The sequence below is a fragment of the Mesorhizobium sp. f-mel genome (genome assembly GCF_053850215.1).
This window is the reverse complement of record NZ_JBSPTO010000014.1, coordinates 97,809-119,031: the sequence shown is the minus strand read 5'-3', so window position 1 is coordinate 119,031 and position 21,223 is coordinate 97,809. Positions and strand designations below refer to the sequence as shown.

General features: G+C 63.5%; 23 protein-coding genes and 1 pseudogene. 15 read left to right on the top strand and 9 right to left on the bottom strand.

Translation table 11 applies throughout. The features are described from left to right. Positions 1–85: 85 nt before the first annotated feature. Genes trpA through ACWUKX_RS18440 form a run of 3 tightly spaced genes read right to left on the bottom strand, consistent with a single transcriptional unit; the run spans position 86 to position 2,871 of the window. The gene (trpA, locus tag ACWUKX_RS18450; RefSeq protein ID WP_127208923.1) at positions 86–925 is read right to left on the bottom strand and encodes a tryptophan synthase subunit alpha; all 840 of its coding nucleotides are present in this window, start codon (positions 923–925) and stop codon (positions 86–88) included. A 2-nt stretch (positions 926–927) separates the two neighbouring features. After that, positions 928–2,178, bottom strand: a complete 1,251-nt coding sequence (gene trpB, locus ACWUKX_RS18445) for a tryptophan synthase subunit beta (RefSeq protein WP_456008296.1) — start codon at positions 2,176–2,178, stop codon at positions 928–930. A gap of 33 nt (positions 2,179–2,211) precedes the next feature. Continuing rightward, positions 2,212–2,871 (bottom strand): phosphoribosylanthranilate isomerase, encoded by a 660-nt coding sequence (locus ACWUKX_RS18440; protein WP_456008294.1) that lies wholly within the window; start codon positions 2,869–2,871, stop codon positions 2,212–2,214. A 141-nt stretch (positions 2,872–3,012) separates the two neighbouring features. On the opposite strand from ACWUKX_RS18440, the gene ACWUKX_RS18435 reads away from it, so the two are divergent. Continuing rightward, positions 3,013–3,231 (top strand): hypothetical protein, encoded by a 219-nt coding sequence (locus ACWUKX_RS18435; protein WP_065011512.1) that lies wholly within the window; start codon positions 3,013–3,015, stop codon positions 3,229–3,231. Between the two features lie 9 nt (positions 3,232–3,240). Here the strand turns inward: ACWUKX_RS18435 and ACWUKX_RS18430 are convergent, their stop codons facing one another. The 4 genes from ACWUKX_RS18430 to ACWUKX_RS18415 all read right to left on the bottom strand — a co-directional run bounded on the left by ACWUKX_RS18430 (position 3,241) and on the right by ACWUKX_RS18415 (position 6,624). Further along, the gene (locus ACWUKX_RS18430) at positions 3,241–3,999 is read right to left on the bottom strand and encodes a M48 family metallopeptidase (protein ID WP_456008292.1); all 759 of its coding nucleotides are present in this window, start codon (positions 3,997–3,999) and stop codon (positions 3,241–3,243) included. A gap of 98 nt (positions 4,000–4,097) precedes the next feature. Beyond that, positions 4,098–4,583: a DUF2852 domain-containing protein gene (locus tag ACWUKX_RS18425; RefSeq protein WP_456008290.1), complete on the bottom strand. Its 486-nt coding sequence runs from the start codon at positions 4,581–4,583 to the stop codon at positions 4,098–4,100. A 117-nt stretch (positions 4,584–4,700) separates the two neighbouring features. Beyond that, positions 4,701–5,843, bottom strand: a complete 1,143-nt coding sequence (locus ACWUKX_RS18420; protein ID WP_287335537.1) for a benzoate/H(+) symporter BenE family transporter — start codon at positions 5,841–5,843, stop codon at positions 4,701–4,703. 4 nt (positions 5,844–5,847) lie between these two features. Continuing rightward, on the bottom strand, positions 5,848–6,624 hold the full coding sequence (locus ACWUKX_RS18415; protein WP_287335538.1) for an alpha/beta hydrolase: 777 nt from the start codon (positions 6,622–6,624) through the stop codon (positions 5,848–5,850). Between the two features lie 23 nt (positions 6,625–6,647). On the opposite strand from ACWUKX_RS18415, the gene ACWUKX_RS18410 reads away from it, so the two are divergent. The 9 genes from ACWUKX_RS18410 to pheT all read left to right on the top strand — a co-directional run bounded on the left by ACWUKX_RS18410 (position 6,648) and on the right by pheT (position 13,756). Then, positions 6,648–6,893, top strand: coding sequence for a hypothetical protein (locus tag ACWUKX_RS18410; RefSeq protein WP_456008288.1), 246 nt, complete (start codon positions 6,648–6,650; stop codon positions 6,891–6,893). After that, positions 6,835–7,371, top strand: a complete 537-nt coding sequence (gene infC / locus ACWUKX_RS18405; RefSeq protein ID WP_077374810.1) for a translation initiation factor IF-3 — start codon at positions 6,835–6,837, stop codon at positions 7,369–7,371. Before ACWUKX_RS18410 ends, infC begins: the two co-directional genes overlap by 59 nt. Positions 7,372–7,498: 127 nt before the next feature. Continuing rightward, positions 7,499–8,143, top strand: a complete 645-nt coding sequence (locus tag ACWUKX_RS18400; RefSeq protein WP_095517430.1) for a methyltransferase family protein — start codon at positions 7,499–7,501, stop codon at positions 8,141–8,143. 144 nt (positions 8,144–8,287) lie between these two features. Then, positions 8,288–8,944 (top strand): methyltransferase family protein, encoded by a 657-nt coding sequence (locus ACWUKX_RS18395; protein ID WP_456008286.1) that lies wholly within the window; start codon positions 8,288–8,290, stop codon positions 8,942–8,944. A 160-nt stretch (positions 8,945–9,104) separates the two neighbouring features. Next, positions 9,105–9,308, top strand: a complete 204-nt coding sequence (gene rpmI / locus ACWUKX_RS18390) for a 50S ribosomal protein L35 (RefSeq protein WP_006201248.1) — start codon at positions 9,105–9,107, stop codon at positions 9,306–9,308. Between the two features lie 38 nt (positions 9,309–9,346). Continuing rightward, a complete protein-coding gene (rplT, locus tag ACWUKX_RS18385) occupies positions 9,347–9,748 on the top strand; it encodes a 50S ribosomal protein L20 (protein ID WP_006201247.1) in 402 nt (133 codons plus the stop codon). A gap of 95 nt (positions 9,749–9,843) precedes the next feature. Then, positions 9,844–10,929, top strand: coding sequence for a phenylalanine--tRNA ligase subunit alpha (gene pheS / locus ACWUKX_RS18380; protein ID WP_456008284.1), 1,086 nt, complete (start codon positions 9,844–9,846; stop codon positions 10,927–10,929). Next, entirely contained in the window at positions 10,926–11,351 is a 426-nt protein-coding gene (locus ACWUKX_RS18375; protein ID WP_287086340.1) for a GFA family protein, read from the top strand. The genes pheS and ACWUKX_RS18375 overlap by 4 nt, the downstream gene beginning before the upstream one ends. Next, positions 11,348–13,756, top strand: coding sequence for a phenylalanine--tRNA ligase subunit beta (gene pheT / locus ACWUKX_RS18370; RefSeq protein ID WP_456008282.1), 2,409 nt, complete (start codon positions 11,348–11,350; stop codon positions 13,754–13,756). The genes ACWUKX_RS18375 and pheT overlap by 4 nt, the downstream gene beginning before the upstream one ends. 64 nt (positions 13,757–13,820) lie before the next feature. Here pheT and ACWUKX_RS18365 read toward each other — a convergent pair whose 3' ends face one another. Then, entirely contained in the window at positions 13,821–14,816 is a 996-nt protein-coding gene (locus ACWUKX_RS18365; RefSeq protein ID WP_456008281.1) for an aldo/keto reductase, read from the bottom strand. A 96-nt stretch (positions 14,817–14,912) separates the two neighbouring features. On the opposite strand from ACWUKX_RS18365, the gene ACWUKX_RS18360 reads away from it, so the two are divergent. From ACWUKX_RS18360 to ACWUKX_RS18340, 5 genes and pseudogenes are all read left to right on the top strand, one after another. After that, on the top strand, positions 14,913–15,803 hold the full coding sequence (locus ACWUKX_RS18360; protein ID WP_456008279.1) for a LysR family transcriptional regulator: 891 nt from the start codon (positions 14,913–14,915) through the stop codon (positions 15,801–15,803). A 190-nt stretch (positions 15,804–15,993) separates the two neighbouring features. Continuing rightward, positions 15,994–16,572, top strand: a complete 579-nt coding sequence (locus ACWUKX_RS18355) for a cytochrome b (protein ID WP_456008277.1) — start codon at positions 15,994–15,996, stop codon at positions 16,570–16,572. Between the two features lie 68 nt (positions 16,573–16,640). After that, the gene (locus ACWUKX_RS18350; RefSeq protein ID WP_455848585.1) at positions 16,641–17,216 is read left to right on the top strand and encodes a YceI family protein; all 576 of its coding nucleotides are present in this window, start codon (positions 16,641–16,643) and stop codon (positions 17,214–17,216) included. A gap of 183 nt (positions 17,217–17,399) precedes the next feature. Continuing rightward, positions 17,400–18,386 carry a Gfo/Idh/MocA family protein gene (locus ACWUKX_RS18345; RefSeq protein WP_456008275.1) on the top strand — a complete coding sequence of 329 codons (987 nt, stop codon included), beginning with the start codon at positions 17,400–17,402 and terminating at the stop codon, positions 18,384–18,386. 40 nt (positions 18,387–18,426) lie between these two features. After that, positions 18,427–19,989: pseudogene (locus ACWUKX_RS18340) on the top strand (FAD-binding dehydrogenase); the annotation flags it as partial. Between the two features lie 102 nt (positions 19,990–20,091). Here ACWUKX_RS18340 and ACWUKX_RS18335 read toward each other — a convergent pair. Beyond that, the gene (locus ACWUKX_RS18335) at positions 20,092–21,033 is read right to left on the bottom strand and encodes an alpha/beta hydrolase (protein WP_456008273.1); all 942 of its coding nucleotides are present in this window, start codon (positions 21,031–21,033) and stop codon (positions 20,092–20,094) included. Positions 21,034–21,223 lie beyond the last annotated feature (190 nt).

Here is a 21,223-nt window from a genome sequence, read left to right as displayed (position 1 = left end):
CCTGTCCTGACGAAGAGTTAGACCATGGTCTCAAAAAGGGGCAACCGGTTTTCGGTGGAGATCATGGTCAACCAGAAGATCAAGACTATTCGGCGGCAGCAAGGCGAGCGGTACGCACGCCTTGCGAAAGCCCGCTGACCAGCGTGGCGACCGCCTCGGCCGGATCGGCGGTCTTTTCGCCCTTCGGCCCCAGAACATTGGCGACCGCATTGACGATCGCGGTGCCGACGACGACGCCGTCGGCCGACGCCCCGATGATGCGTGCCTGCTCGGCGGTCTTTACGCCGAAGCCGACGCAGACCGGCAGGTCGGTATGCCCCTTGATGCGCGTGACCGCCGCCGCCACCTTGCCGGTGTCGGCAAGTGCCGAGCCGGTGATGCCGGTCATCGACACGTAATAAACGAAGCCGGAGGTGTTCTGCAGCACCTTGGGCAGGCGCTTGTCGTCGGTGGTCGGCGTCGCCAGCCGGATGAAATTGATGCCGGCCTTGAGCGCCGGAATGCACAATTCCTCGTCCATCTCCGGCGGCAGGTCGACGACGATCAGCCCGTCTATGCCGCTGGCCAGCGCATCCCTGAGAAAGCGGTCGACGCCGTGGATGTAGATCGGATTGTAGTAGCCCATCAATACGATCGGCGTTTCATTGTCGGCGGCACGGAATTCCGACGCCATCTTCAACGTCTTGACCAGGGTCTGGCCGCCTTTCAGCGCGCGCAGGCCGGCGGCCTGGATCGCCGGGCCGTCAGCCATCGGATCGGAAAACGGCATGCCCATTTCGATGATGTCGGCGCCTGCCTTGGGCAGTGCCTTCATGATCGACAAGGCGGTGTCGTAGTCCGGGTCGCCGCTCATGAAATAGGTGACGAGCGCCGGGCGGCCCTCGGCCTTCAGCTTGGCCATGCGGCGGTCGATGCGGGTGGTCATGATCAGATCTCCATGCCCAGCATATTGGCCACCGTATGCACGTCCTTGTCGCCGCGGCCGGACAAATTGACGATGACGATCTGGTCCTTGTCCATGGCGGGTACGATCTTCACGGCATGCGCGATGGCATGGGCGGATTCGAGCGCCGGGATGATGCCTTCGACACGTGTCGTCAGCTGGAACGCCTCCAGCGCCTCGTCATCGAGGATCGGCACATAGTCGACGCGGCCACTGTCGCGCAGCCAGGAATGCTCCGGTCCGACGCCCGGATAATCGAGGCCGGCCGAGATCGAATGCCCGTCCATGATCTGCCCGTCGGCGTTCTGCAGGAGGTAGGTGCGGTTGCCGTGCAGCACGCCGGGCGCGCCGGCGCTCATCGAGGCGCAATGCTCGATGCCCTCGAGGCCGCGGCCGCCGGCCTCGATGCCGATGATGCGAACCTCTTTGTCGTCGAGGAAGGGATGGAACAAGCCGATGGCGTTCGAGCCGCCGCCGACGGCGGCTATGATCGTGTCCGGCAGCCGGCCTTCCTGCTCCAGGATCTGGGCGCGCGCCTCGGTGCCGATCACCGACTGGAAGTCGCGCACCAGCTCCGGATAGGGGTGCGGGCCGGCGGCGGTGCCGATCAGGTAATAGGTGTCCTCGACATTGGTCACCCAATCCCGGAGAGCTTCGTTCATGGCGTCCTTGAGCGTGCCGTGGCCGGCGGTCACCGGCCGCACCTCGGCGCCGAGCAGCTTCATGCGGAAGACGTTCGGGCTTTGCCGGGCGACGTCGGTAGCGCCCATGTAGACGACACACGGAAAGCCGAAACGCGCCGCAACGGTGGCCGACGCCACGCCATGCTGGCCGGCGCCGGTCTCGGCGATGATACGCTTCTTGCCCATGCGCTTGGCCAGCAGAATCTGGCCGAGGCAGTTGTTGATCTTGTGCGAGCCGGTGTGGTTCAAATCCTCGCGCTTGAAGTAGACCTTCGCGCCGCCACCCAGGCCCTTCGCCGAGGAAACCTCGCGAAGATGTCTGGTCAGGCCTTCGGCGAAATAAAGCTTCGAGGGCCGCCCGGCATAGTGGGTCGAAAGGTCCGTCAGCTCGGCCTTGAAATCCGGGTCGTCCTTAACCTCGTTCCAGTGCCGCTCCAGGTCGAGGATCAGCGGCATCAACGTTTCGGCAACGAAACGACCGCCGAAGATGCCGAACATGCCCTGCTCGTCGGGTCCGGTGCGGAAGGAATTGGGTGTCGCCGGCCTGTTCATCGCCGATCTCCTAGCTTGTGGTTTGAAGCACGGTCAGGCGGCGCGGTTGTCGCGTGCTGCCCTGACGGCCCGGAAAAACTGTTCGATCAGCGCCGGATCCTTGACGCCCGGTGCGCTTTCCACGCCCGAGGAAATGTCTAGTCCGGGCGGGTTGGCAAGCCGAAGGGCATCGCCGATATTGGCGGCGTTGAGTCCACCGGAAAGCATGTAATCGACGCCTGCGTCAAGGCCGGCCAGAAGGCGCCAGTCGAAGGCAATGCCGTTGCCGCCCGGCAGTTCCGAACCCTTCGGCGGCTTGGCGTCGAACAGGAAACGGTCGGCAATGCCGACGAGGGGTCTTATCCGCTCCAGGTCGGCAGTTTCGCTGACCGGCAGCGCCTTCATCACCGGCAGGCCATAGCGGGCCTTGATCTTGGCCACCCGCTCCGGCGTCTCCGATCCATGCAGCTGCAGCATGTCCGGGCGCATTTTTTCGACGATTTCATCCAAAAACGCATCGCCGGCGTCGACCGTTACGGCAACCGCCTTGGCCTTGCCGATTGCCGCTTCGCGCAAGCGGCCGGCTTCCGCCGGCTCGACAAAGCGCGGGCTTTTGGCAAAGAAAATAAAGCCGACATGGCTGGCGCCGCCGGCCAATGCCGCGGCCAACGCCTTGTCGGTCTTCAATCCGCATATCTTGATGTCAAGCGCCATGACGCGGGGATTGGCACGAAACGGCGAAAGAGTCGAGAAAAAGCATCCTGTTTGCCGCCAGCGCGGAACGCGCTACCTATCTAGATAAGAATGCGGAACGCGCTACCTTACTTCAGACAGCACAGGCGGGAGCAAACAAGCATGGCAGACCAAACCGTCGCCCAACTCAGGCAAAAGCTCGCGCAAGCCCGCGAGGTCATCGCGCATCTGATGGACAAGGCCGCTTTCAACGGCGCCGAGGCACACCGCGCGCTCGACTATTTCAGCAACGATGCCTTCGAGAAGAATTTCTTGCCATGGCCGCGCCATACCGACGAGGGCTTGCGTCCTGAAGAGCTCAACGCTGCCAACGACGACTGATCAGGCGATTTACTCGAACATGATCGCTTGCAGCGCGCCGCCATTGCGCTTGAGCCAATCCTTGCAGCGCTCGGTGTCGGGGCAGAGCTGCTCGCACAATTTCCAGAATTTTGGGCCGTGGTTCATCTCCTTGAGATGCGCCACCTCATGCGCGACGAGGTAGTTTATGACCGGTCGCGGCGCCATCATGATGCGCCAGGAGAACGACAGGTTGCCGTCCGACGTGCACGATCCCCAGCGGCTCGACGTGTCCTTGAAGCGGACTGCCTTGGCGCGCTTGCCGACCGCCCCGGTATGCTTGACCACCAGCGCCTCGATTTCGCGCTTGGCTTCGCGCTTGAGAAAATCGGCGATGCGGCGCGGCAGGTGCACACGATCGCCATGCACGATCATCAGCGGACCGCGTTCGTCGCGCGACAGCGTGACGGTCCCGCGTTTCGAAGGCTCATGAACGATGCGATGCGGCACGCCGCGCACCGGTATCTTGATGCCCGGCCGCACCTGCGGCCGGTTGGGCACCTTGGCCAGCCGCTGCTCCAGCCAGTCCTGATGGCGATCGAGAAATTTTTCCACCTCGCCCCGCCGCAGGCCCGGCGGCACGGTGATGCGCAGACCACGGCCGCCGGAATCGATGCGCAGCGTCAGGCGCCGTGCCCGGTCGCTCTCGACGATCTTGAGCGGCAGCGTGCGGCCGGCAACACAATGCTCCCGCTCCACGACGGGGGCGGCCCTGGGTTTGGTCAGGTTGCGGAAGAAGCCGAATGACATGGCGGGACGATACGTGATTCGAGGAAAACGAATAGAACATAAAAGAAACGGCGCCGCTGACGCGACGCCGTTTTTGATTATTTATCGGGGCAAGTGCGTTACTCGTCCAGTAGCCCTGGCGTGGATTTGCCACCGTTGCCAGTCCCCGTCGCGCCGGTCGATCCACCAGTTGTAGGAGATGTCGGCTTGTTGCGGTTCGCCATGAAGCGATCGAACTCTTCCTGGTCCTTGGCGCGACGCAATTCCCTGGCATATTCGTCGAACTCGCTCAGCATCTCGTCGAGCTTGCGGCGCTCTTCTTTGAGCCGCTCGAGTTCTTTTTCGCGCCAGTCGTCGAAAGCGACGTTGCCGGTGCGGGCGGAGCCGTGGCCCCAGCGCGCCGCTCTGTCGGAACCGCGGCGGCAGCCGGCGAAGATGCCGTCGGTCGCGCGGTTGACGTCGCGCTTGAAGCCGTCAAGCCGGTCGCCCCAGATGATGTAGGCGAGCATGGCGAGGCCGAGCGGCCAGAACACCATGAAGCCGATCACCATCAGTGCGATGGTCGCCGGCGTCCAGGCCGGACGGATCAATGCAGATGTGTTCATTTTCTCCCAATCCTTCAGTTGGAGACAGCCAATCCCGGCTGCGTGGAATCGAAATGGGATGGGAAAAACGGCGATTCAAGACAGTGCCGGCCAAAACCGGACAAGCGGCTGAAATGATTATCGCTTTTTGAGGGTTTCGAGGAAAAGCACGACCAAACCGGCGATCAGCCCCCAGAATGCCGCGCCGACGCCGAAAAGCGTCAGCCCCGAGGCAGTGACGGCAAAGGTGACGGTGGCGGCCATGCGTTCGCTCTCCTCCTTCAAGGCAATGGACAGTGCGTTGGTGAGCGGCGCCATCAGCGCCAGCCCGGCCACCAGCACGATCAGGCTCTGCGGCAGCACGGCGAAGATCGCCACCAGCGAGGCGCCGAAAATGGCGAAGACGAGATAGGCAAGCGCGTAGAAGGGGCCGGTCTTCCAGCGCTCGCCCGGATCGGGATGCACATCGGGGCCGGTGCAGATCGCCGCCGAGATCGCCGCCAGATTGGTGGTCGAGGCCCCGAACGGCGCCGACAGCAGCGAAAGCAGGCCGGTGACGCCGATCAGCGGGCCAGGTTCCGGGTGATAGCCTGCGGCCCTCAGCACGGCGAGGCCGGACAGGTTCTGCGAGGCCATGGTGACGAGATAAAGCGGCAGCGCCAGGCCAATGATCGCGGTGAGGGTGAACTGCGGCGCAATCAGCGTCAACGTCGAAAGTTCCGGGGTCGGCAGGCCACCGACCCGGCCGGTGAGGAAGGCGGCAGCGCCGCCGCCGACCAGCACCGCCAGCACCGAGAGCGCCGGATTGAACAGGCGGATGACAAAGAAGGCGGCGATCAGCGGCAGGATCAGCCACGGGTCGACGGGAATAGCCTTCACCGCATTGATGGCGAAGGTGACGACGATGCCGGCCAGCATCCCCGACGCGACCGAGGCCGGTATCCTGGCGATCAGCTTGGTCAGAGGCCTGAACAGGCCGGTGGCAATCAGCAAAATCCCGGTGACGATGAAGGCGCCGACGGCTTCGCCGATCGAAAAGCCGCTCGATGCCGCGATCAGCGCCACCCCCGGCGTCGACCAAGCGGCGATGACCGGCATCCTGGTGCGCCATGACAGCCACAGGCTCTCGATCGCCATGGCGAGGCAGATCGCCGTCACCCAGCTCGCGGTTTCGACCTGCGTCGCGCCGACCGCCTTGGCGGCGGCGATGACGATGGCCAGCGTGCCGCCGAAGCCGACAATCGCCGCGACGAAGGCGGATACCGGAATGGAAATGCGCATGTCCCTAGCCTGCCTGCCGCACCATGGCGTCGACCGCCCGCACCAGCATGTCGAGATCCTGAGGCCGCGACAGGCGGTGGTCGCCGTCGGGGATCAGCGACAGCGTGACGTCGTCGGCCGGTAGCAGGCCGACCAGTTTCAGCGCATGGCTCGGCGGCACGTCGGCATCGGCCAACCCTTGCAAAATGTGGACGGGGCAATGGGTGTCGATCGGCCCGTTCATTGTCAGGTTGTTGCGGCCGTCCTCGATCAGCGCTCGGGTGTAAATGTAAGGCTCGGCCGAATAGTCCGACGGCTCCGCGAAAAAGCCCTTCTTGGCAAGATCGCGCTTCTGCGCTTTCGTCAGCGCCGGCTCAACCAGCTCTGCGGTGAAATCCGGCGCCGGCGCCAGCAGCACCAGGCCGGCGATGCGGTTCTCGCCTTCCTTGTGCAATTCTTGGCGCAATTCCTGGATCATGCGCAGCGCGATCCATGCGCCCATCGACGAGCCGACCAGGATTTGCCTGCCTTGCGTGAAATGGCGGAAGACAGCGAGGCTTTGCGAAAGCCATTTCGAGACGGTGCCGTCGGCAAAGGCGCCGCCCGATTCGCCATGACCGGAATAGTCGTGGCGCAGGAATGCCCGGCCTTGCCCGCTCGCCCATTCCGCCAGCTTCTCGGCTTTGGTGCCCAGCATGTCCGACTTGTAGCCGCCGAGCCAGACAATGCCTGGCGCGGCACCCCCAGCGCGCCTGACAGCGATGCTGATTCCGTCGACATCGAGAAAAACCGGTGCGGTCACGGCGAACTCCTCACGAAAGTCTTTTGACACAGCTGGCGGTTCAACGAAAAGTGCTCGGCAAGTTTCTTCGTTTGGTACAGGCAGAAGTCAGGGAACAGGTGATTTCATGTGAACGCTGTGCTATTGACTCCGGCCGCGCGCTCACCACATTGGCGCGTTCGCAATCTGAATTGAAAATCCTGAACGAAACGGCTCAAGGAGACCACGACCATTCGCAGACCTTTCAAAGCAACGGCGCCCACCAAGGAGGGCCCGCGCTCCAACCGTGACATCCGGGTTCCCCGGGTCCAACTTATCGACGCCGAAGGCCACAACCATGGCGATGTCTCCATCAATGACGCATTGCTGCTCGCCGAAGAGGCTGGGCTCGATCTGGTCGAGATATCGCCCAACGCAGTGCCGCCCGTCGTAAAAATTCTCGATCTCGGCAAATTGAAATACGCCAACCAGAAGAAGGCGGCCGAGGCGCGCAAGAACCAGAAGGTCATCGAGATCAAGGAGATCAAGATGCGCCCGAACATCGACAGTCATGACTACGAGACCAAGATGAAAGCGGTCCGGCGGTTTTTCGAGGAAGGTGACAAGGTCAAGCTGACATTGCGCTTTCGCGGCCGCGAGATGGCGCATATGGAACTCGGCATGCAGCTTCTGAATAAAGTTCGTGAGGAAGTGGCGCCCATCGCCAAGGTCGAAGCCGAACCGAAACTCGAAGGCCGCCAGATGATGATGGTGCTGGCGCCCCGCTAGGCGATCCCGTCGAAAGCAAAGGCCGCTTCGGCGGCCTTTTGTTTTGTGTTGTCTTCGCCATGATTTCTCCGCAACTTGCATCGACAAGGATTCGGGTTGCCGGTCCTCGCGGCGAAAGGATTGTCCCATGGCCGCTGCGGCACGTTCTCCGATTGAACAGTCGTTTGACGAAATGGGCCGCTATCAGCGGCGCCGGCGCGTCCTGCTGGCGCTGCTGATCGGTGCTTTTTGCGCTTTGCTGATCTTCGGCGGCTCCACGCACGATGAACTAGGCCACGAACGCATAGAGGGGCAGTACGGGATCGCCCTGATACTGATCGGGATCGGCGGCCGGCTCTGGTCGATCCTCTATATCGGCGGCCGCAAGTCGGCCGAAGTGGTTGCCACCGGGCCATATTCGGTGATGCGCAACCCGCTGTATTTTTTCTCCACCGTAGCGGCCGCCGGCATCGGCGCCCAGACCGGCAGCGTGATCGTCTCGGTGGCGTCGGCGGTTTTGTGCGCGGCCGCGTTCTACATCGTCACGCTGCGCGAGGAACGGCATTTGACGACCGTACTCGGGGCGCCGTACAAGGACTACATCGCACGGGTGCCGCGGTTTTTTCCCAATCCGCTGCTTTTTCGCGATCAGGCCGAGGTCACCTTCACACCGCGCATCTTCAATCACACGCTGCGCGACGGCTTGATGTTGCTGGCTTCCATACCGTTTTTCGAACTCATCGAGTCCGGACAGGAAAGCGGTGTAATTCCCGTCCTCTTCTGGCTGTATTAGTTGCGGATGATGGCAAAAGAGGCGACATGCATTAAATACGCCTGAATCATCCTGCAAAGGCGTCCCGCGATCGGCGGGGGCGCCTGTTTTCTTGGCCAGGCGCTGCGATCGCTGGCGAAGTTCCTCGACGATCGGATTCCCGACATGCTTAATGAAGTGCAATCGGCGCGGGCCGAACAAGCGCAGGCCAAGCGTGCGCTGGGCAGGTATCAGCACGCACGAAGAATGGTGCTTGCCGCCCTCGTGGTCGTCATGTTCGCAGCGCTGCTGTTTGGCCAGTCTGCTTTTCCTCCCGAAAGCGTGCCGCACGAAACGATCGAAATGGTCGGCGTCCTGCTGATCTTTCTCGGCATTGTCGGGCGCTTGTGGTCAACGCTCTATATCGGCGGACGCAAATCCTCCGAGGTGGTTACGGGCGGACCCTATTCGATCACCCGCAATCCGCTCTATGTCTTCTCCTCGATAGCTGCCGCCGGCGTCGGCGCGCAGATGGGCTCGATCACTGCGGCGATCGGCTTCGCGGTGATTTGCGCCGCCGCCTTTCATGTCGTCATCCTGCGCGAAGAGAAGTTCCTGAAGGAGGCCTTCGGTCCTCCATTCCAGGCGTATATGGCGCGGGTGCCGCGCTTCTTTCCGAAGCTTTCGCTGTATCAGGAAGGCGACACCGGCAGCTTCAAGCCGCGCCTGCTGCGGACGACGCTGCTGGACGGACTGGTATTCCTCGTTGCTCTGCCGTTTTTCGAATCGATCGACAGCGCCCAGCAATCGGGCATACTGCCGGTGCTGTTCCGTTTCCCATAGGCACAGGGTGTTGCGCGCCGGCCCGCTTTGACGTATAGCACCGCCGTTCCCAAAAACCGCCCGGCAGGGCATGCCGTGGCGGTTTCATTTGCTTTTCGGGCTTTGGTCGGCCTGAAGCGAACAAAAAGCGCGATGATGCGCACATAAACGGAGTAGCAAAATGCCCAAGATGAAGACCAAGTCAGCCGCCAAGAAGCGGTTCAAGATCACAGGTACGGGTAAAGTCCTGTCGGCTGCGGCCGGCAAGCGTCACGGCATGATCAAGCGTTCCAACAAGTTCATTCGAAATGCCCGCGGCACGATGGTTCTGGCTGAACCGGATGGCAAGAAGGTCATCAAGAATTTTCTGCCGAACGGCCTCTAAGGCATTCGGTCTGGACAACGTTGTAAGGAGATCATGACATGGCACGCGTAAAAAGAGGCGTCACTTCGCACGCCAAGCACAAGAAGGTCCTGAAAGCCGCCAAGGGTTTTTATGGCCGCCGCAAGAACACGATTCGCATCGCCAAGCAGGCGGTGGAAAAGTCGCTGCAGTACGCCTACCGCGACCGCAAGAACCGCAAGCGTTCGTTCCGCGCTCTCTGGATCCAGCGCATCAATGCCGCTACCCACGAGCATGGCCTGACCTATGGCCGCTTCATCGACGGTCTCAACAAGGCCGGCATCGAGATCGATCGCAAGATCCTGTCGGACATGGCCATCCACGAGCCGCAGGCATTTGCCGCACTTGTGGCCAAGGCCAAGGTCGCCCTCGAATACCTCAAGAACACCACGCCGAACGCTTTTGAAAGCGCTGTAGCCTAACCAGCGCCTTCCCAAGCACTTCGACACTTGATTTGGGAAACCCGCGCTGGCAGGGCTGGCGCGGGTTTTTCTTTGCCTCCAATCGGGCCTGAAACATGAGTGACATGGAAACCCTCGAAAATTCCCTGATGAACGACATCGCGTCGGCCGCCGACGAGGCCGCGATCGAAGCCGTGCGTGTTTCAGCGCTCGGCAAGAAGGGCTCGGTCTCAGAAATGCTGAAGACGCTCGGCTCGATGAGCGCAGAAGAGCGCCAGATAAAAGGCCCGGCTATCAACGGCCTCAAGAACCGCATCACCGAGGCGCTCACCACGCGCCGCGCCGAGCTGAAGGGCGTGGCGATCGCGGCACGGCTTGCGGCGGAAAAGGTCGACGTCACATTGCCGGTGCGGCAATCGCCGGCCGAGCGCGGCCGCATCCATCCGATTAGCCAGGTCAGCGACGAGATTGCCGCGATCTTCGGCGACCTCGGCTTTGCCATCGCCGAAGGCCCCGATATCGAGACCGACTATTACAATTTCACCGCGCTGAATTTCCCCGAAGGCCATCCGGCGCGCGAGATGCACGACACCTTCTTCTTCCAGCCGGACGAGAAGGGCGAGCGCAAGCTTTTACGCACCCACACCTCTCCGGTGCAGATCCGCACCATGGAGGTGCAGAAGCCGCCGATCCGCATCGTCATCCCCGGAAAAACCTACCGGCAGGACTCCGATGCCACCCATTCGCCGATGTTCCATCAGGTCGAGGGACTGGTGATCGACAAGACGGCCAATGTCGCCAACATGAAATGGGTGCTGGAGGAGTTCTGCAAGGCCTTCTTCGAGGTGCCGCAGGTCAAGATGCGCTTCCGGCCGTCCTTCTTCCCGTTCACCGAACCCAGCATGGAGGTGGACATCCAGTGCGACCGTTCGCGGCCGGGCGAGGTGCGCTTCGGCGAAGGCTCCGACTGGATGGAGATCCTCGGCTGCGGCATGGTCCACCCCAACGTGCTCCGCTACGGCGGGCTCGATCCCGACGAGTATCAGGGCTTTGCCTGGGGCATGGGCATCGACCGCATCGCAATGCTGAAATACGGCATGCCGGACCTGCGCGCCTTCTTCGACGCCGATGTGCGCTGGCTGTCGCATTACGGCTTCCGGCCGCTCGACATGCCGACGCTATTCGGGGGCTTGAGCGCATGACAGCGGCCCACACCGGCGGCTGCCGTTGCGGCGCCGTGCGGTTCGAGGCTTCGGCCGAACCGCACCATGTCAGCTATTGCCATTGCGGCGATTGCCGGCGGGCCAGCGGCGCGCCGGTGTCGGCTTTCGTCGGCTTCATGACCGAGCAGGTCGCCTTCACGGGCAAGGCGCTGAAGATGTTCGAGAACGGGTCGGTGACGCGCTCCTTTTGCGGCGTCTGCGGCTCGCCGATCGCCTATGTCGACGAGCGGCTGGCCGACCATATCTATTTCGTGCTCGGCGCCATGGACATGCCGGCCTATTTCAAACCGACGCACCATGCCCATGTGCGCGAGCAACTGCCCTTCCTGCACATGCCGGACGACTTGCCGCGCCATTTGAAGACCAGCGTGCCCAGACCATCAGACGGAACACAGTCATGAAACTCACCCTCTCCTGGCTCAAGGATCATCTCGAGACCGACGCCTCGCTGGCCGAGATCGTCGAGCGGTTGACCTCGATCGGCCTCGAAGTCGAGCATGTCGACGACAGGTCGAGCCTGAAGCCGTTCGTCATCGCCAAGGTGCTGACGGCGGTGCAGCATCCCGACGCCGACCGGCTGCGCGTGCTGACGGTCGATACCGGCGACGGCAAGGCCCCGGTGCAGGTCGTCTGCGGTGCGCCCAACGCCCGCGCTGGCCTGATCGGCGCCTTTGCAGCACCCGGCACCTATATTCCCGGGATCGACGTGACGCTGGCGGTCGGCAAGATCAGGGGTGTCGAAAGTCATGGCATGATGTGCTCCGAGCGCGAGCTGGAGCTTTCCGAAGAGCATGACGGCATCATCGACCTGCCCGCCGACGCGCCTGTTGGCACCAGCTACGCCGCCTACGCCCATCTCGACGATCCGGTCATAGAGATCAATTTGACGCCGAACCGTCCGGACGCGACCAGCGTCTATGGCATCGCCCGCGATCTGGCGGCGAGCGGACTCGGCCGCCTCGTCGGCGGCGCGATCATGCCGCATGCCGGCGACGGCATGTGCCCGGTCAAGGTGAAGATCGAAGCACCGGAGCTCTGCCCGGGTTTCGCGCTCAGGCTGGTGCGCGGCGTGAAAAACGGCCCGTCGCCGAAATGGCTGCAGCAGCGGCTGATCGCCATTGGGCTGAGACCGATCAGCGCGCTGGTCGACATCACCAACTACGTCACCTTCGACCGCGGCCGGCCTCTGCATGTGTTCGACGCCAACAAGGTCGCCGGCAACCTCACCGTGCGGCGGGCCAGCGATGGCGAAAAGGTACTCGCCCTCGACGGGCGCGAATACACGCTGACGCCTGACATGTGCGTCATAGCAGACGAGGACGGCGTCGAATCGATCGCCGGCATCATGGGGGGCGAGCATTCCGGCTGCGACGCGAACACCACCGACGTGCTGATCGAATCCGCACTTTGGGATCCGATCACCACGGCGCGCACCGGCCGCACGCTCGGTATCATCAGCGATGCGCGTTACCGGTTCGAGCGCGGCGTCGACCCTGAATTCATGGTGCCCGGGGTGGAACTGGCCACCAAGCTGGTGCTGGATTTCTGCGGCGGGACGCCGACCGAAACCGAAGTCGTCGGCTATGCCGGCCATGTCGAGAAGATCGTTTCCTTCCCGTTGTCGGAAGTGAAGCGGCTGACCGGCATCGAGGTGCCCAGGGACGGGAGTCTCGCCATCCTTTCGCGCCTCGGCTTCAAACCGGAAGGCGTGGGTGATGTCATCAATGTCGCCGTGCCATCCTGGCGGCCGGATGTCGACGGCAAGGCCGACCTCGTCGAGGAAGTCATGCGCATCCACGGCATCGACAATATCGCGCCGCAGCCGCTCGGCGCGCATGATGCCGTCAATGCCAAGATCCTGACCACGCTGCAGATCCGCACCCGCGCCGCCAAGCGGGCGCTGGCGGTGCGCGGCATGATGGAGGCGGTCACCTGGTCGTTCATTCCGGCAAAACATGCCGAACTGTTCGGCGGCGGCGAGACAGCACTCAAGCTCGCCAATCCGATCGCCGCCGACATGTCCGACATGCGGCCGTCGCTGCTGCCGGGCCTGATCGCCGCTGCCCAGCGCAATGCCGACAAGGGCATCGGCGATGTCGCGCTGTTCGAAGTATCGGGCACCTATGAGGGCGATGCGGCCGACCAGCAGCGACGCGTCGCCGCCGGCGTTCGGCGCGGCACGGCCAAGCTCGAAGGCTCCGGCCGTCATTGGGCCGGCAATGCCGGTCCGGTCGGCGTTTTCGACGCCAAGGCCGACGCGATCGCAGCACTCGAAGCCTGCGGCGCGCCGGTCGAGCGGCTGCAGATCGAGGCCGGCGGCCCGGCCTGGTATCATCCCGGCCGTTCCGGCACGATCAAGCTCGGACCTAAAGTCATCTTGGGAACGTTCGGCGAATTCCATCCTAAGACGCTGGAGGAACTGGACGTCTCCGGGCCGCTCTGCGGCTTCGAGGTCTTCGTCGACGCCGTACCCGAGCCGAAGGCCAAGCCGACGCGGACGAAACCGAAGCTGGAACTGTCTGCCTTCCAGGCGGTCAAGCGTGATTTCGCCTTCGTCGTCGACAAAGCGGTCGAAGCCGGCACGCTGACCCGCGCCGCCCTTGCCGCCGACAGGAAGCTGATCACCAATGTCTCGGTCTTCGACGTGTTCGAAGGGGCATCGCTCGGCGCGGCCAAGAAATCGATCGCCATCGAAGTGTCGATCCAGCCGGTCGATAAGACGCTGACCGACGAGGATTTCGAGACGCTGGCAAAGCGCATCGTCGAGAATGTGAACAAGCAGACCGGCGGAGTGCTGCGGGCATAAAATCGGATTTGGAAACAAAGAAGGGGCGCTGGAGCGCCCCTTCTAATTTTCATTCGGCCGGTGTCTAGCCGTTGACCAGCGCCAGCATTTCTTCGGTATAGCGCTTTCCGACGACTTTTTCCGGCGACAGCGCGTCGCCGATCGCCGCCACTTCCGCCTCGCTCAGCGCGATCTGTGCCGCTGCCGCGTTCTGCTCGAGATGGCGGATCTTGCGGGCGCCGGGGATCGGCACGATGAAATTGCCCTGATGCAGCACCCAGGCCAGCGCCAGTTGCGCCGGCGCCACGCCCTTCTCCGCCGCCATTGTTTCCAGCGTTGCAATGACCGCCGCATTGGCCGCCATGGCGTCGGCTTGGAAGCGCGGCAATCCACGGCGCCAATCGTCGGCGCCGAGAACCTCTGGCTTGGCGATCGTGCCGGTCAGCAGGCCGCGGCCGAGCGGGCTGTAGGGGACAAAGCCGATGTCGAGCTCGCGGCAGACGGCAAACACCTCTTGTTCCGGATCGCGGCTCCACAGCGAATATTCGCTCTGCACGGCTGATATCGGATGCACGGCATGCGCCCGGCGAATGGTCGCGGCACTCGCTTCCGACAGGCCGAGCGCGCGCACCTTGCCTTCGCGCACCAGCTCGGCCATGGCGCCGACCGTATCCTCGATCGGGACAGTGGGATCGACGCGATGCTGGTAGTACAGATCGATCACCTCGGTGCCTAGCCGCTTCAATGAGGCTTCGGCGACCGCCTTGACGTGTTCGGGACGGCTGTCAACGCCTGCCATGCGCTCGACGCCATTGCCTTCTTCCAGGATCTTGAAGCCGAATTTTGTCGCGATCGTCACCTGATCGCGCACCGGCTTTAACGCCTTGCCGAGCAGGATCTCGTTCTCGTAGGGGCCATACACCTCGGCTGTGTCGAAGAAATTGACCCCAATATCGACGGCGCGGCGCAGCGTGGCGATCGCGTCGGCCTCCGCCTGGCCGCCATAGACGAAGCTCATCCCCATGCAGCCGAGGCCGACCGGATAGACGTCAAGTTCATTTCCAAGCTTGCGGGTTTGCATTATGCGTCTCCTTGTTGTGATGCGACGGAAATAGCGTCTTGCACCGCGTTCGATAATCGGCTCTCATTCGCACGGGCTGTTCTAAAAAACAGATCAATGAACCGAACTCACCTCTCACAGCTTGCAGTGTTGGCAACCGTCGCCCAGTGCGGCAGCTTTCGTGGCGCGGCCAGGGAACTGGCCATTGCGCCCTCCGCAGTCAGCCATGCGGTTTCCAGCCTGGAAGCGCGTCTTGGCGTGCGGCTCCTGGCGCGCAGCACGCGCAGCGTCGCCCCGACCGAGGAAGGCGCACAGCTGCTCGAGCGGCTGAGGCCGGCGTTGTCCGAAATCGACCTCGCCCTGGAATCGGCGGTCGAGGCGCGCGACCGGCCGGCCGGCAATCTCAGGCTGACCGTGCCGCGCACCGCAGCCCACCTGGCGCTGACGCCGCGGCTCGGCGCCTTTGCATCGGCCTATCCCGACATCGTGCTGGAGATCGTCATTGAAGATCGCTTCACCGACGTGGTCGAAGGCGGCTTCGACGCCGGCGTCCGGCTCGGCGAGAGCCTGCAGCGCGACATGATCGCGGTGCGCATCGGGCCAAACCTTCGCGGCGCCGTCGTCGGCGCGCCATCCTATTTCGCGACCATGCCCAGACCACACCATCCGCACGATCTTGCCGGTCACCGTTGCATCCGCTTCCGCTTTTCCAGCGGCATCCTCTACCGCTGGGAATTCGAGAAGGACGGCGAGGAGATCGAGCTGGCGGTGCAAGGGCCGCTGATCCTCGACGAGGACCATCTGATCGCCAATGCGGCGATCGACGGCGCCGGCCTTGCCTTCGTGTTCGAGGATTATGTTCGCGATGGCATTGCCGACGGCAAGCTCATTCGCGTGCTGGAGGACTGGTGCCCGCCCTTCGACGGTTTCTTCGTCTACTATCCGAGCCGCCGCCAGATGCGGCCGTCGCTCAGGGCCTTTGTCGATTTCTTCAAGATGAGCGGGTAGGCCACCCTCCCCCTTGTGGGGAGGGTCGGCTCGCAGTCGGAGCAAAGCGGAGGCTGCGAGACGGGGTGGGGGTAGCGCCCTACGAGAACCCCCACCCCGCTTCGCAAAAGCCGCCTGGCGGCATTTGCTGCGCGACCCTCCCCACCAGGGGGAGGTGGAAGAACGCGGCCCCGGCATTCGTTCACCGACAATGCCGGCATGGATCACAAACACTACGACCCGCTATGGCTGCTCGGCGATCGTCCTCCATTGGCTGATCGCCGCGATCTTCATCGGCCAGTTCGCGCTCGGCTTAGTCATGATGCGGGTATCCAGCCAGCGCACCGCCTTCGAGCTGATCCAACTGCACAAATCTTTCGGTTTCCTGCTGCTCGGCCTGGTGATCCTGCGCATTGCCTGGCGGCTCGGCAATGCGGTGCCGGCGCTGCCACGCTCGGTCGGACGCTTCGAGCGCCGGACAGCGCCGCTCGTCCATTTCGCGCTCTACGCGTTTCAGCTCGCGCTGCCCCTGTCCGGCTGGGCGCTGGTGTCGGTGTCGATGCTGGAGATCCCGAGCGTGCCGTTCAACCTGTTCGTCATGCCGGACCTGCCACTCGCGGAATCGGACCCGGCGGAAAGCTTCTGGACGTCGGCGCATTGGTATCTCGCCTATGCCGGCATCGGACTTGTCGCCCTGCATTTCGCCGCGGCGTTGCGCCATCATTTTTGGCTGAAGGACACGGTGCTGACGCGCATGATCACGCCTTCGTCAAATCACAACGTGGAATAGAGTGGGAGGCTCATTCGTTGGTGGGGCGAGGGCGCTAAAAAGCGTTGCCTCCAAAAAGGATCACGCCCATGGTTGCGCGCATCTTCGGATTTGCGGCGGTCGCCGCTTGCCTTGCCGTGCCTGTTTTCGCGGCGGTGGCGCTCAGCGACGCTGCCGGCAGCTACACGATCAGCCCGGCCGGTTCGAGCATCCGTTTCTCCGTCGGCAAGGCCGGCGGCGGCGGGCTCGCCGGCGCCTTCGCCCGCTTCAAGGGCAGCATCCGCATCGACAACAGCAATATCGGGCGCTCCCAGGTCAATATCACGATCTTTCCCGAAAGCGTCGGCACCGGCCAGCGCCGCGTCGACGCCTTCCTTCGCTCCGACGCGGTGTTCGACGCAGCCAACAATCCGGAAATCCAGTTCCGCTCGACCAGCGTGAAACGCACCGGCGACACGTCAGCCCTTGTCACCGGCCGGCTGACGGCGCGCGGCAAGACTTTTCCGGAAAAGTTCACCGCCGAGCTCGCCGGCCTCAAGGCAGGCACGATAAAATTCCATGTCACCGGCAAGGTGCTGCGGTCGCGCTACGGCATGGATGTCGGCACGCCGATCTATTCGAACGTCGTCGACTTCGACATGACGCTTACAGGTAGAAGGGGATAGCCTTTGCAGGACCTGAGTTCCTCTCCCCACTTCGTGGCACGAGGAACCCAAGCTCTGCGGAGGGCAGCGCCGGCACCCGAACAAGCCGCACACGATCGCCTTGCTCCTGCCATGCTTCGCATTGGCTTTTCCGCCGATTTCAGGCAAACCTCGACGTCTGCAATTTAAGGATGGAGAAGCCTGATGTTCCGATGGGGTGTTTTGTCGACGGCCAAGATCGGCCGCGAGCATCTTTTGCCCGCAATAGTCGAGGCGGAGAACGGCGTGCTGTCCGCGATCGCCAGCCGCGACATTTCGAGGGCCCGTGCCCTGGCCGATCGTTTCGGCGCGCCCCATGCCTTCGGTTCCTATGACGAGCTGCTCGCATCCAAGGACGTCGACGGCGTCTACATCCCGCTGCCGACCGCGCAGCATGTCGAATGGACCGCCAAGGCGATCGAGGCCGGCAAGCATGTTCTGGTCGAAAAGCCGCTGGCGCTCGATGCCAAGGAGATTCCGCCGCTGATCAAGCTGCGCGACGCCAAGAACGTGCTCGTCTGCGAAGCCTTCATGGTCGTTTACCACCTGCAATGGATCAAGGTGCGCGAGCTGATCGCCAACGGCGCCATCGGCCGGCTGCGCCATGTGCAGGGCGCGTTCTCCTACTACAATGTCGATCCCAAGAACATGCGCAACCAGCTCGATCTCGGCGGCGGCGCGCTGCCCGACATCGGCGTTTACCCGACGGTATCGACTCGTTTTTCGACGGGCAAGGAGCCGCTGCGCGTCCAGGCGACGATCGAGCGCGACAAGACGTTCGGCACCGACATCTACTCCTCGATCCGCGCCGATTTCGGCGACTTCGAACTGTCGTTCTACCTGTCGACGCAGATGGCGGCGCGGCAGGTGATGGTATTCCACGGCGAGAAGGGCTTCATCGAGGTGCTTTCGCCGTTCAACGCCGGCATCTACGACCATCATCGCATCGAGCTGCACAACCAGAACCACAGCGAGGCGCAAGTGTTCCGCTTCCCCGGCATGCAGCAATACCGGCTGGAGGTCGAGGCCTTCGCGCGGGCGGCACAGGGCGGCACCGACCGCGTCTTTACGCTGGAAGAGTCGGTGCTCAACCAGAAGGTCATGGACGCCATCTTCCGCGCCGGCGAGAAGGAAGGCTGGGAGACGGTCTGACGATCCGTCAAAGCCGGGAGGAGAGCCGGGGGAGGAGAGAATGGCTGACGATGCCGATGTGATCATTGTCGGCGCCCGGCTTTGCCGGCCTCGTCGCCGCGGCGGAACTGGCCGAGGCCGGCAAGAAGATCGTCGTCGCGACCAGGAGCCGGGCCAGTCGCTCGGCGGCCAGGCGTTCTGGTCGCTTGGCGGCATCTTCCTCGTCGATTCGCCCGAACAGCGGCGCATGCGCATCCGCGATTCGCATGATCTGGCGCTCGAGGACTGGCTGGGCACCGCCGCCTTCGACCGCCCGGAAGATCTCTGGCCGCGCCGCTGGGCCGAAGCCTATGTCGGCTTCGCCGCCGGCGAGAAGCGCTCATGGCTCATGCAGCGCGGCATGAAATTCTTTCCGGTGGTCGGCTGGGCCGAGCGCGGTGGCGGCAATGCCGTCGGCCACGGCAATTCGGTGCCGCGCTTCCACGTCACCTGGGGCACCGGGCCCGGCGTGCTCGCCCCGTTCGTCCAGCGCGTGCGCGAGGCCGAGAAAAGCGGGCTGATCCGCTTCAAATTCCGCCACCGGGTCAACGAACTGACCCGGACGGGCACGGTCGTAAACGGCATGCGTGGCGACATGCTTGAGCCGAGCGATGTCGAGCGCGGCCGCAAGAGCTCACGCGACATATCAGGCGATTTCGAGCTCAAGGCGCAAGCGGTCATCGTCGCTTCCGGCGGCATCGGCGGCAATCCCGAGCTTGTCCGGAAGAACTGGCCGCAGCGGCTGGGCACGCCGCCCAGGCGCATGATCTCCGGCGTTCCCGACCATGTCGACGGCCGCATGCTGGCGATCACCGAACAGGCCGGCGGCAGGGTCATCAACCGCGACCGCATGTGGCACTATGTCGAAGGCATTAGGAACTGGGCGCCGCTGTGGACCGATCATGCCATCCGCATCCTGCCCGGCCCGTCGTCGCTGTGGCTCGATGCGCGCGGCAAGCGGCTGCCGGTGCCGCTCTATCCCGGCTTCGACACGCTGGCCACGCTCAGCCACATCATGAGCACCGGCTTCGACTATTCATGGTTCATCCTGACCAAAAAGATCATCCAGAAGGAGTTCGCGCTGTCGGGCTCCGAACAGAACCCCGACCTCACCGGAAAAAGCTGGCGCCAGGTGCTCGGCCGCGCCACATCAGGCGTTCCCGGTCCGGTGAAGGCGTTCATGGAGAAGGGCGAGGATTTCATCGTCGAGCCTGATTTGCCGGCGCTGGTCGCCCGGATGAACGCACTTGCCGGCGGCGAGCCGCTGCTTGACCTAGGGCAGATCGAGCGCGAAATCCGCGCCCGTGACCGGCAGCTCGACAATCCGTTCTCCAAGGACATGCAGATCACCGCGCTGCGTGGGGCGCGGGCCTATCTCGGCGACAAGCTAATCCGCACGGCTAAGCCGCACAAGATGCTCGATCCTGCCAATGGGCCGCTGATCGCGGTCAGGCTCAACATCCTGACGCGCAAGACGCTGGGCGGCTTACAGACCGATCTCGACAGCCGCGTGCTGGACGCCAATGGCCAGCCGGTCGAGGGATTGTACGCGGTCGGCGAAGCCGCCGGTTTCGGCGGCGGTGGCATGCACGGTTACGCGGCACTGGAAGGCACGTTTCTCGGCGGCTGCATCTTTTCCGGGCCGCAGCGCCGGCCGCGCGGCGTCACGCGGGGTGGGCTAGACCCCTTACCAGATCCACTCGCCACGTCCCAGAACCGCTACCGCGTCGACGATCCGGGTAAAGCTCGAGCGCGCGCGGCCGACCGTATGCCGGGCTCTGAGATAACCATGTACCAGCCCCGGCTCTTCGAACCAGAAGGCGTGGCCGTCGGCCGCGACGATGCGGTCGCGATAGGCCTCGCCGTCTGACGACAACGGGTCGCATTGAGCTGTGATCACCACGGTCGGCGGCAGATTGGCAAAATCGGCGTCGGCCAGCGGCGACAGCGTGAGATCGCCGGTGCGGTCTTCGCCGCCGATCCTGATATTCGTGTAGAAATCGAGGTCGCGCACTGTCAGCATCGGCGCCTCGGCATGGGTCACGTAAGAACCTTGCGAGCGGTCGCCGCCAAGGCCGGGATAGATCAGTACCTGGCCGATCGGCCTTCGCGCATGGCCGCGTGTTGCGTGGCTGAGCGCGGCGGCGAGATTGCCGCCGGCGCTGTCGCCGCAAAGCAGGATCGGACGCTTGTAAATCGTCGCCGCCCATTCGAAGGCGCTGATGGCATCGTCGAAGGCGGCCGGATGAAGATGTTCCGGCGCCAGCCGGTAGTCGACCGAAACCACTTCATAGCCGGTGCGGGCGCAAAGCTCGGCGCAGACGTCGTCATGGCTGTCGAGCCCGCCGAGAATAAAACCGCCGCCGTGGAAATAAAGCACCATCGCCGCCGCTTCCGGCGCTGGGGTGCGATAGATGCGGATCGGGATCGGATGCGAGGGCGTGACAATGGCGGTGGTTTCCGCAGTAACCCCTTGCGGATAGCCGGCAGAGAACTCGCGGCACATGCGGCCGTAGATTTCGCGCTGCTGGTCGATCGTGTAGTCGATCGTATCCGGTGGATAATAGGAATTGGTCCGCTCGATGAAGGCCCAGGTCTCGGCGTCGATCAGCTTTTTGTAGTCGGTCATGGGAACTGAACGGATCGTAACGAATCCGCCTGGGCACCCCCCCTCTGTCCTGCCGGCCATCTCCCCCTCAAGGGGGGAGATCGGATGTCGCATCGGCTTTCGCCAATCTCCAGCGCGGTAGGAAGGGTGAATGGGCCGAAGCTGCCAATCTCCCCCCTTGAGGGGGAGATGCCCGGCAGGCCAGAGGGGG

Bases quoted from the DNA above. Each gene is read 5' to 3' on its own strand.
- ACWUKX_RS18400 (WP_095517430.1), top strand. From the start codon at position 7,499: ATGGCCGCTGCGGCACGTTCTCCGATTGAACAGTCGTTTGACGAAATG.
- ACWUKX_RS18335 (WP_456008273.1), bottom strand. From the start codon at position 21,033: ATGACCGACTACAAAAAGCTGATCGACGCCGAGACCTGGGCCTTCATC.
- trpB (WP_456008296.1), bottom strand. From the start codon at position 2,178: ATGAACAGGCCGGCGACACCCAATTCCTTCCGCACCGGACCCGACGAG.
- ACWUKX_RS18350 (WP_455848585.1), top strand. From the start codon at position 16,641: ATGGTTGCGCGCATCTTCGGATTTGCGGCGGTCGCCGCTTGCCTTGCC.
- ACWUKX_RS18365 (WP_456008281.1), bottom strand. From the start codon at position 14,816: ATGCAAACCCGCAAGCTTGGAAATGAACTTGACGTCTATCCGGTCGGC.
- ACWUKX_RS18345 (WP_456008275.1), top strand. From the start codon at position 17,400: ATGTTCCGATGGGGTGTTTTGTCGACGGCCAAGATCGGCCGCGAGCAT.
- ACWUKX_RS18355 (WP_456008277.1), top strand. From the start codon at position 15,994: ATGCCGGCATGGATCACAAACACTACGACCCGCTATGGCTGCTCGGCG.
- trpA (WP_127208923.1), bottom strand. From the start codon at position 925: ATGACCACCCGCATCGACCGCCGCATGGCCAAGCTGAAGGCCGAGGGC.
- ACWUKX_RS18375 (WP_287086340.1), top strand. From the start codon at position 10,926: ATGACAGCGGCCCACACCGGCGGCTGCCGTTGCGGCGCCGTGCGGTTC.
- rpmI (WP_006201248.1), top strand. From the start codon at position 9,105: ATGCCCAAGATGAAGACCAAGTCAGCCGCCAAGAAGCGGTTCAAGATC.
- ACWUKX_RS18420 (WP_287335537.1), bottom strand. From the start codon at position 5,843: ATGCGCATTTCCATTCCGGTATCCGCCTTCGTCGCGGCGATTGTCGGC.
- ACWUKX_RS18430 (WP_456008292.1), bottom strand. From the start codon at position 3,999: ATGTCATTCGGCTTCTTCCGCAACCTGACCAAACCCAGGGCCGCCCCC.
- ACWUKX_RS18425 (WP_456008290.1), bottom strand. From the start codon at position 4,583: ATGAACACATCTGCATTGATCCGTCCGGCCTGGACGCCGGCGACCATC.
- ACWUKX_RS18435 (WP_065011512.1), top strand. From the start codon at position 3,013: ATGGCAGACCAAACCGTCGCCCAACTCAGGCAAAAGCTCGCGCAAGCC.
- rplT (WP_006201247.1), top strand. From the start codon at position 9,347: ATGGCACGCGTAAAAAGAGGCGTCACTTCGCACGCCAAGCACAAGAAG.
- ACWUKX_RS18440 (WP_456008294.1), bottom strand. From the start codon at position 2,871: ATGGCGCTTGACATCAAGATATGCGGATTGAAGACCGACAAGGCGTTG.
- pheS (WP_456008284.1), top strand. From the start codon at position 9,844: ATGAGTGACATGGAAACCCTCGAAAATTCCCTGATGAACGACATCGCG.
- ACWUKX_RS18360 (WP_456008279.1), top strand. From the start codon at position 14,913: ATGAACCGAACTCACCTCTCACAGCTTGCAGTGTTGGCAACCGTCGCC.
- pheT (WP_456008282.1), top strand. From the start codon at position 11,348: ATGAAACTCACCCTCTCCTGGCTCAAGGATCATCTCGAGACCGACGCC.
- ACWUKX_RS18395 (WP_456008286.1), top strand. From the start codon at position 8,288: ATGCTTAATGAAGTGCAATCGGCGCGGGCCGAACAAGCGCAGGCCAAG.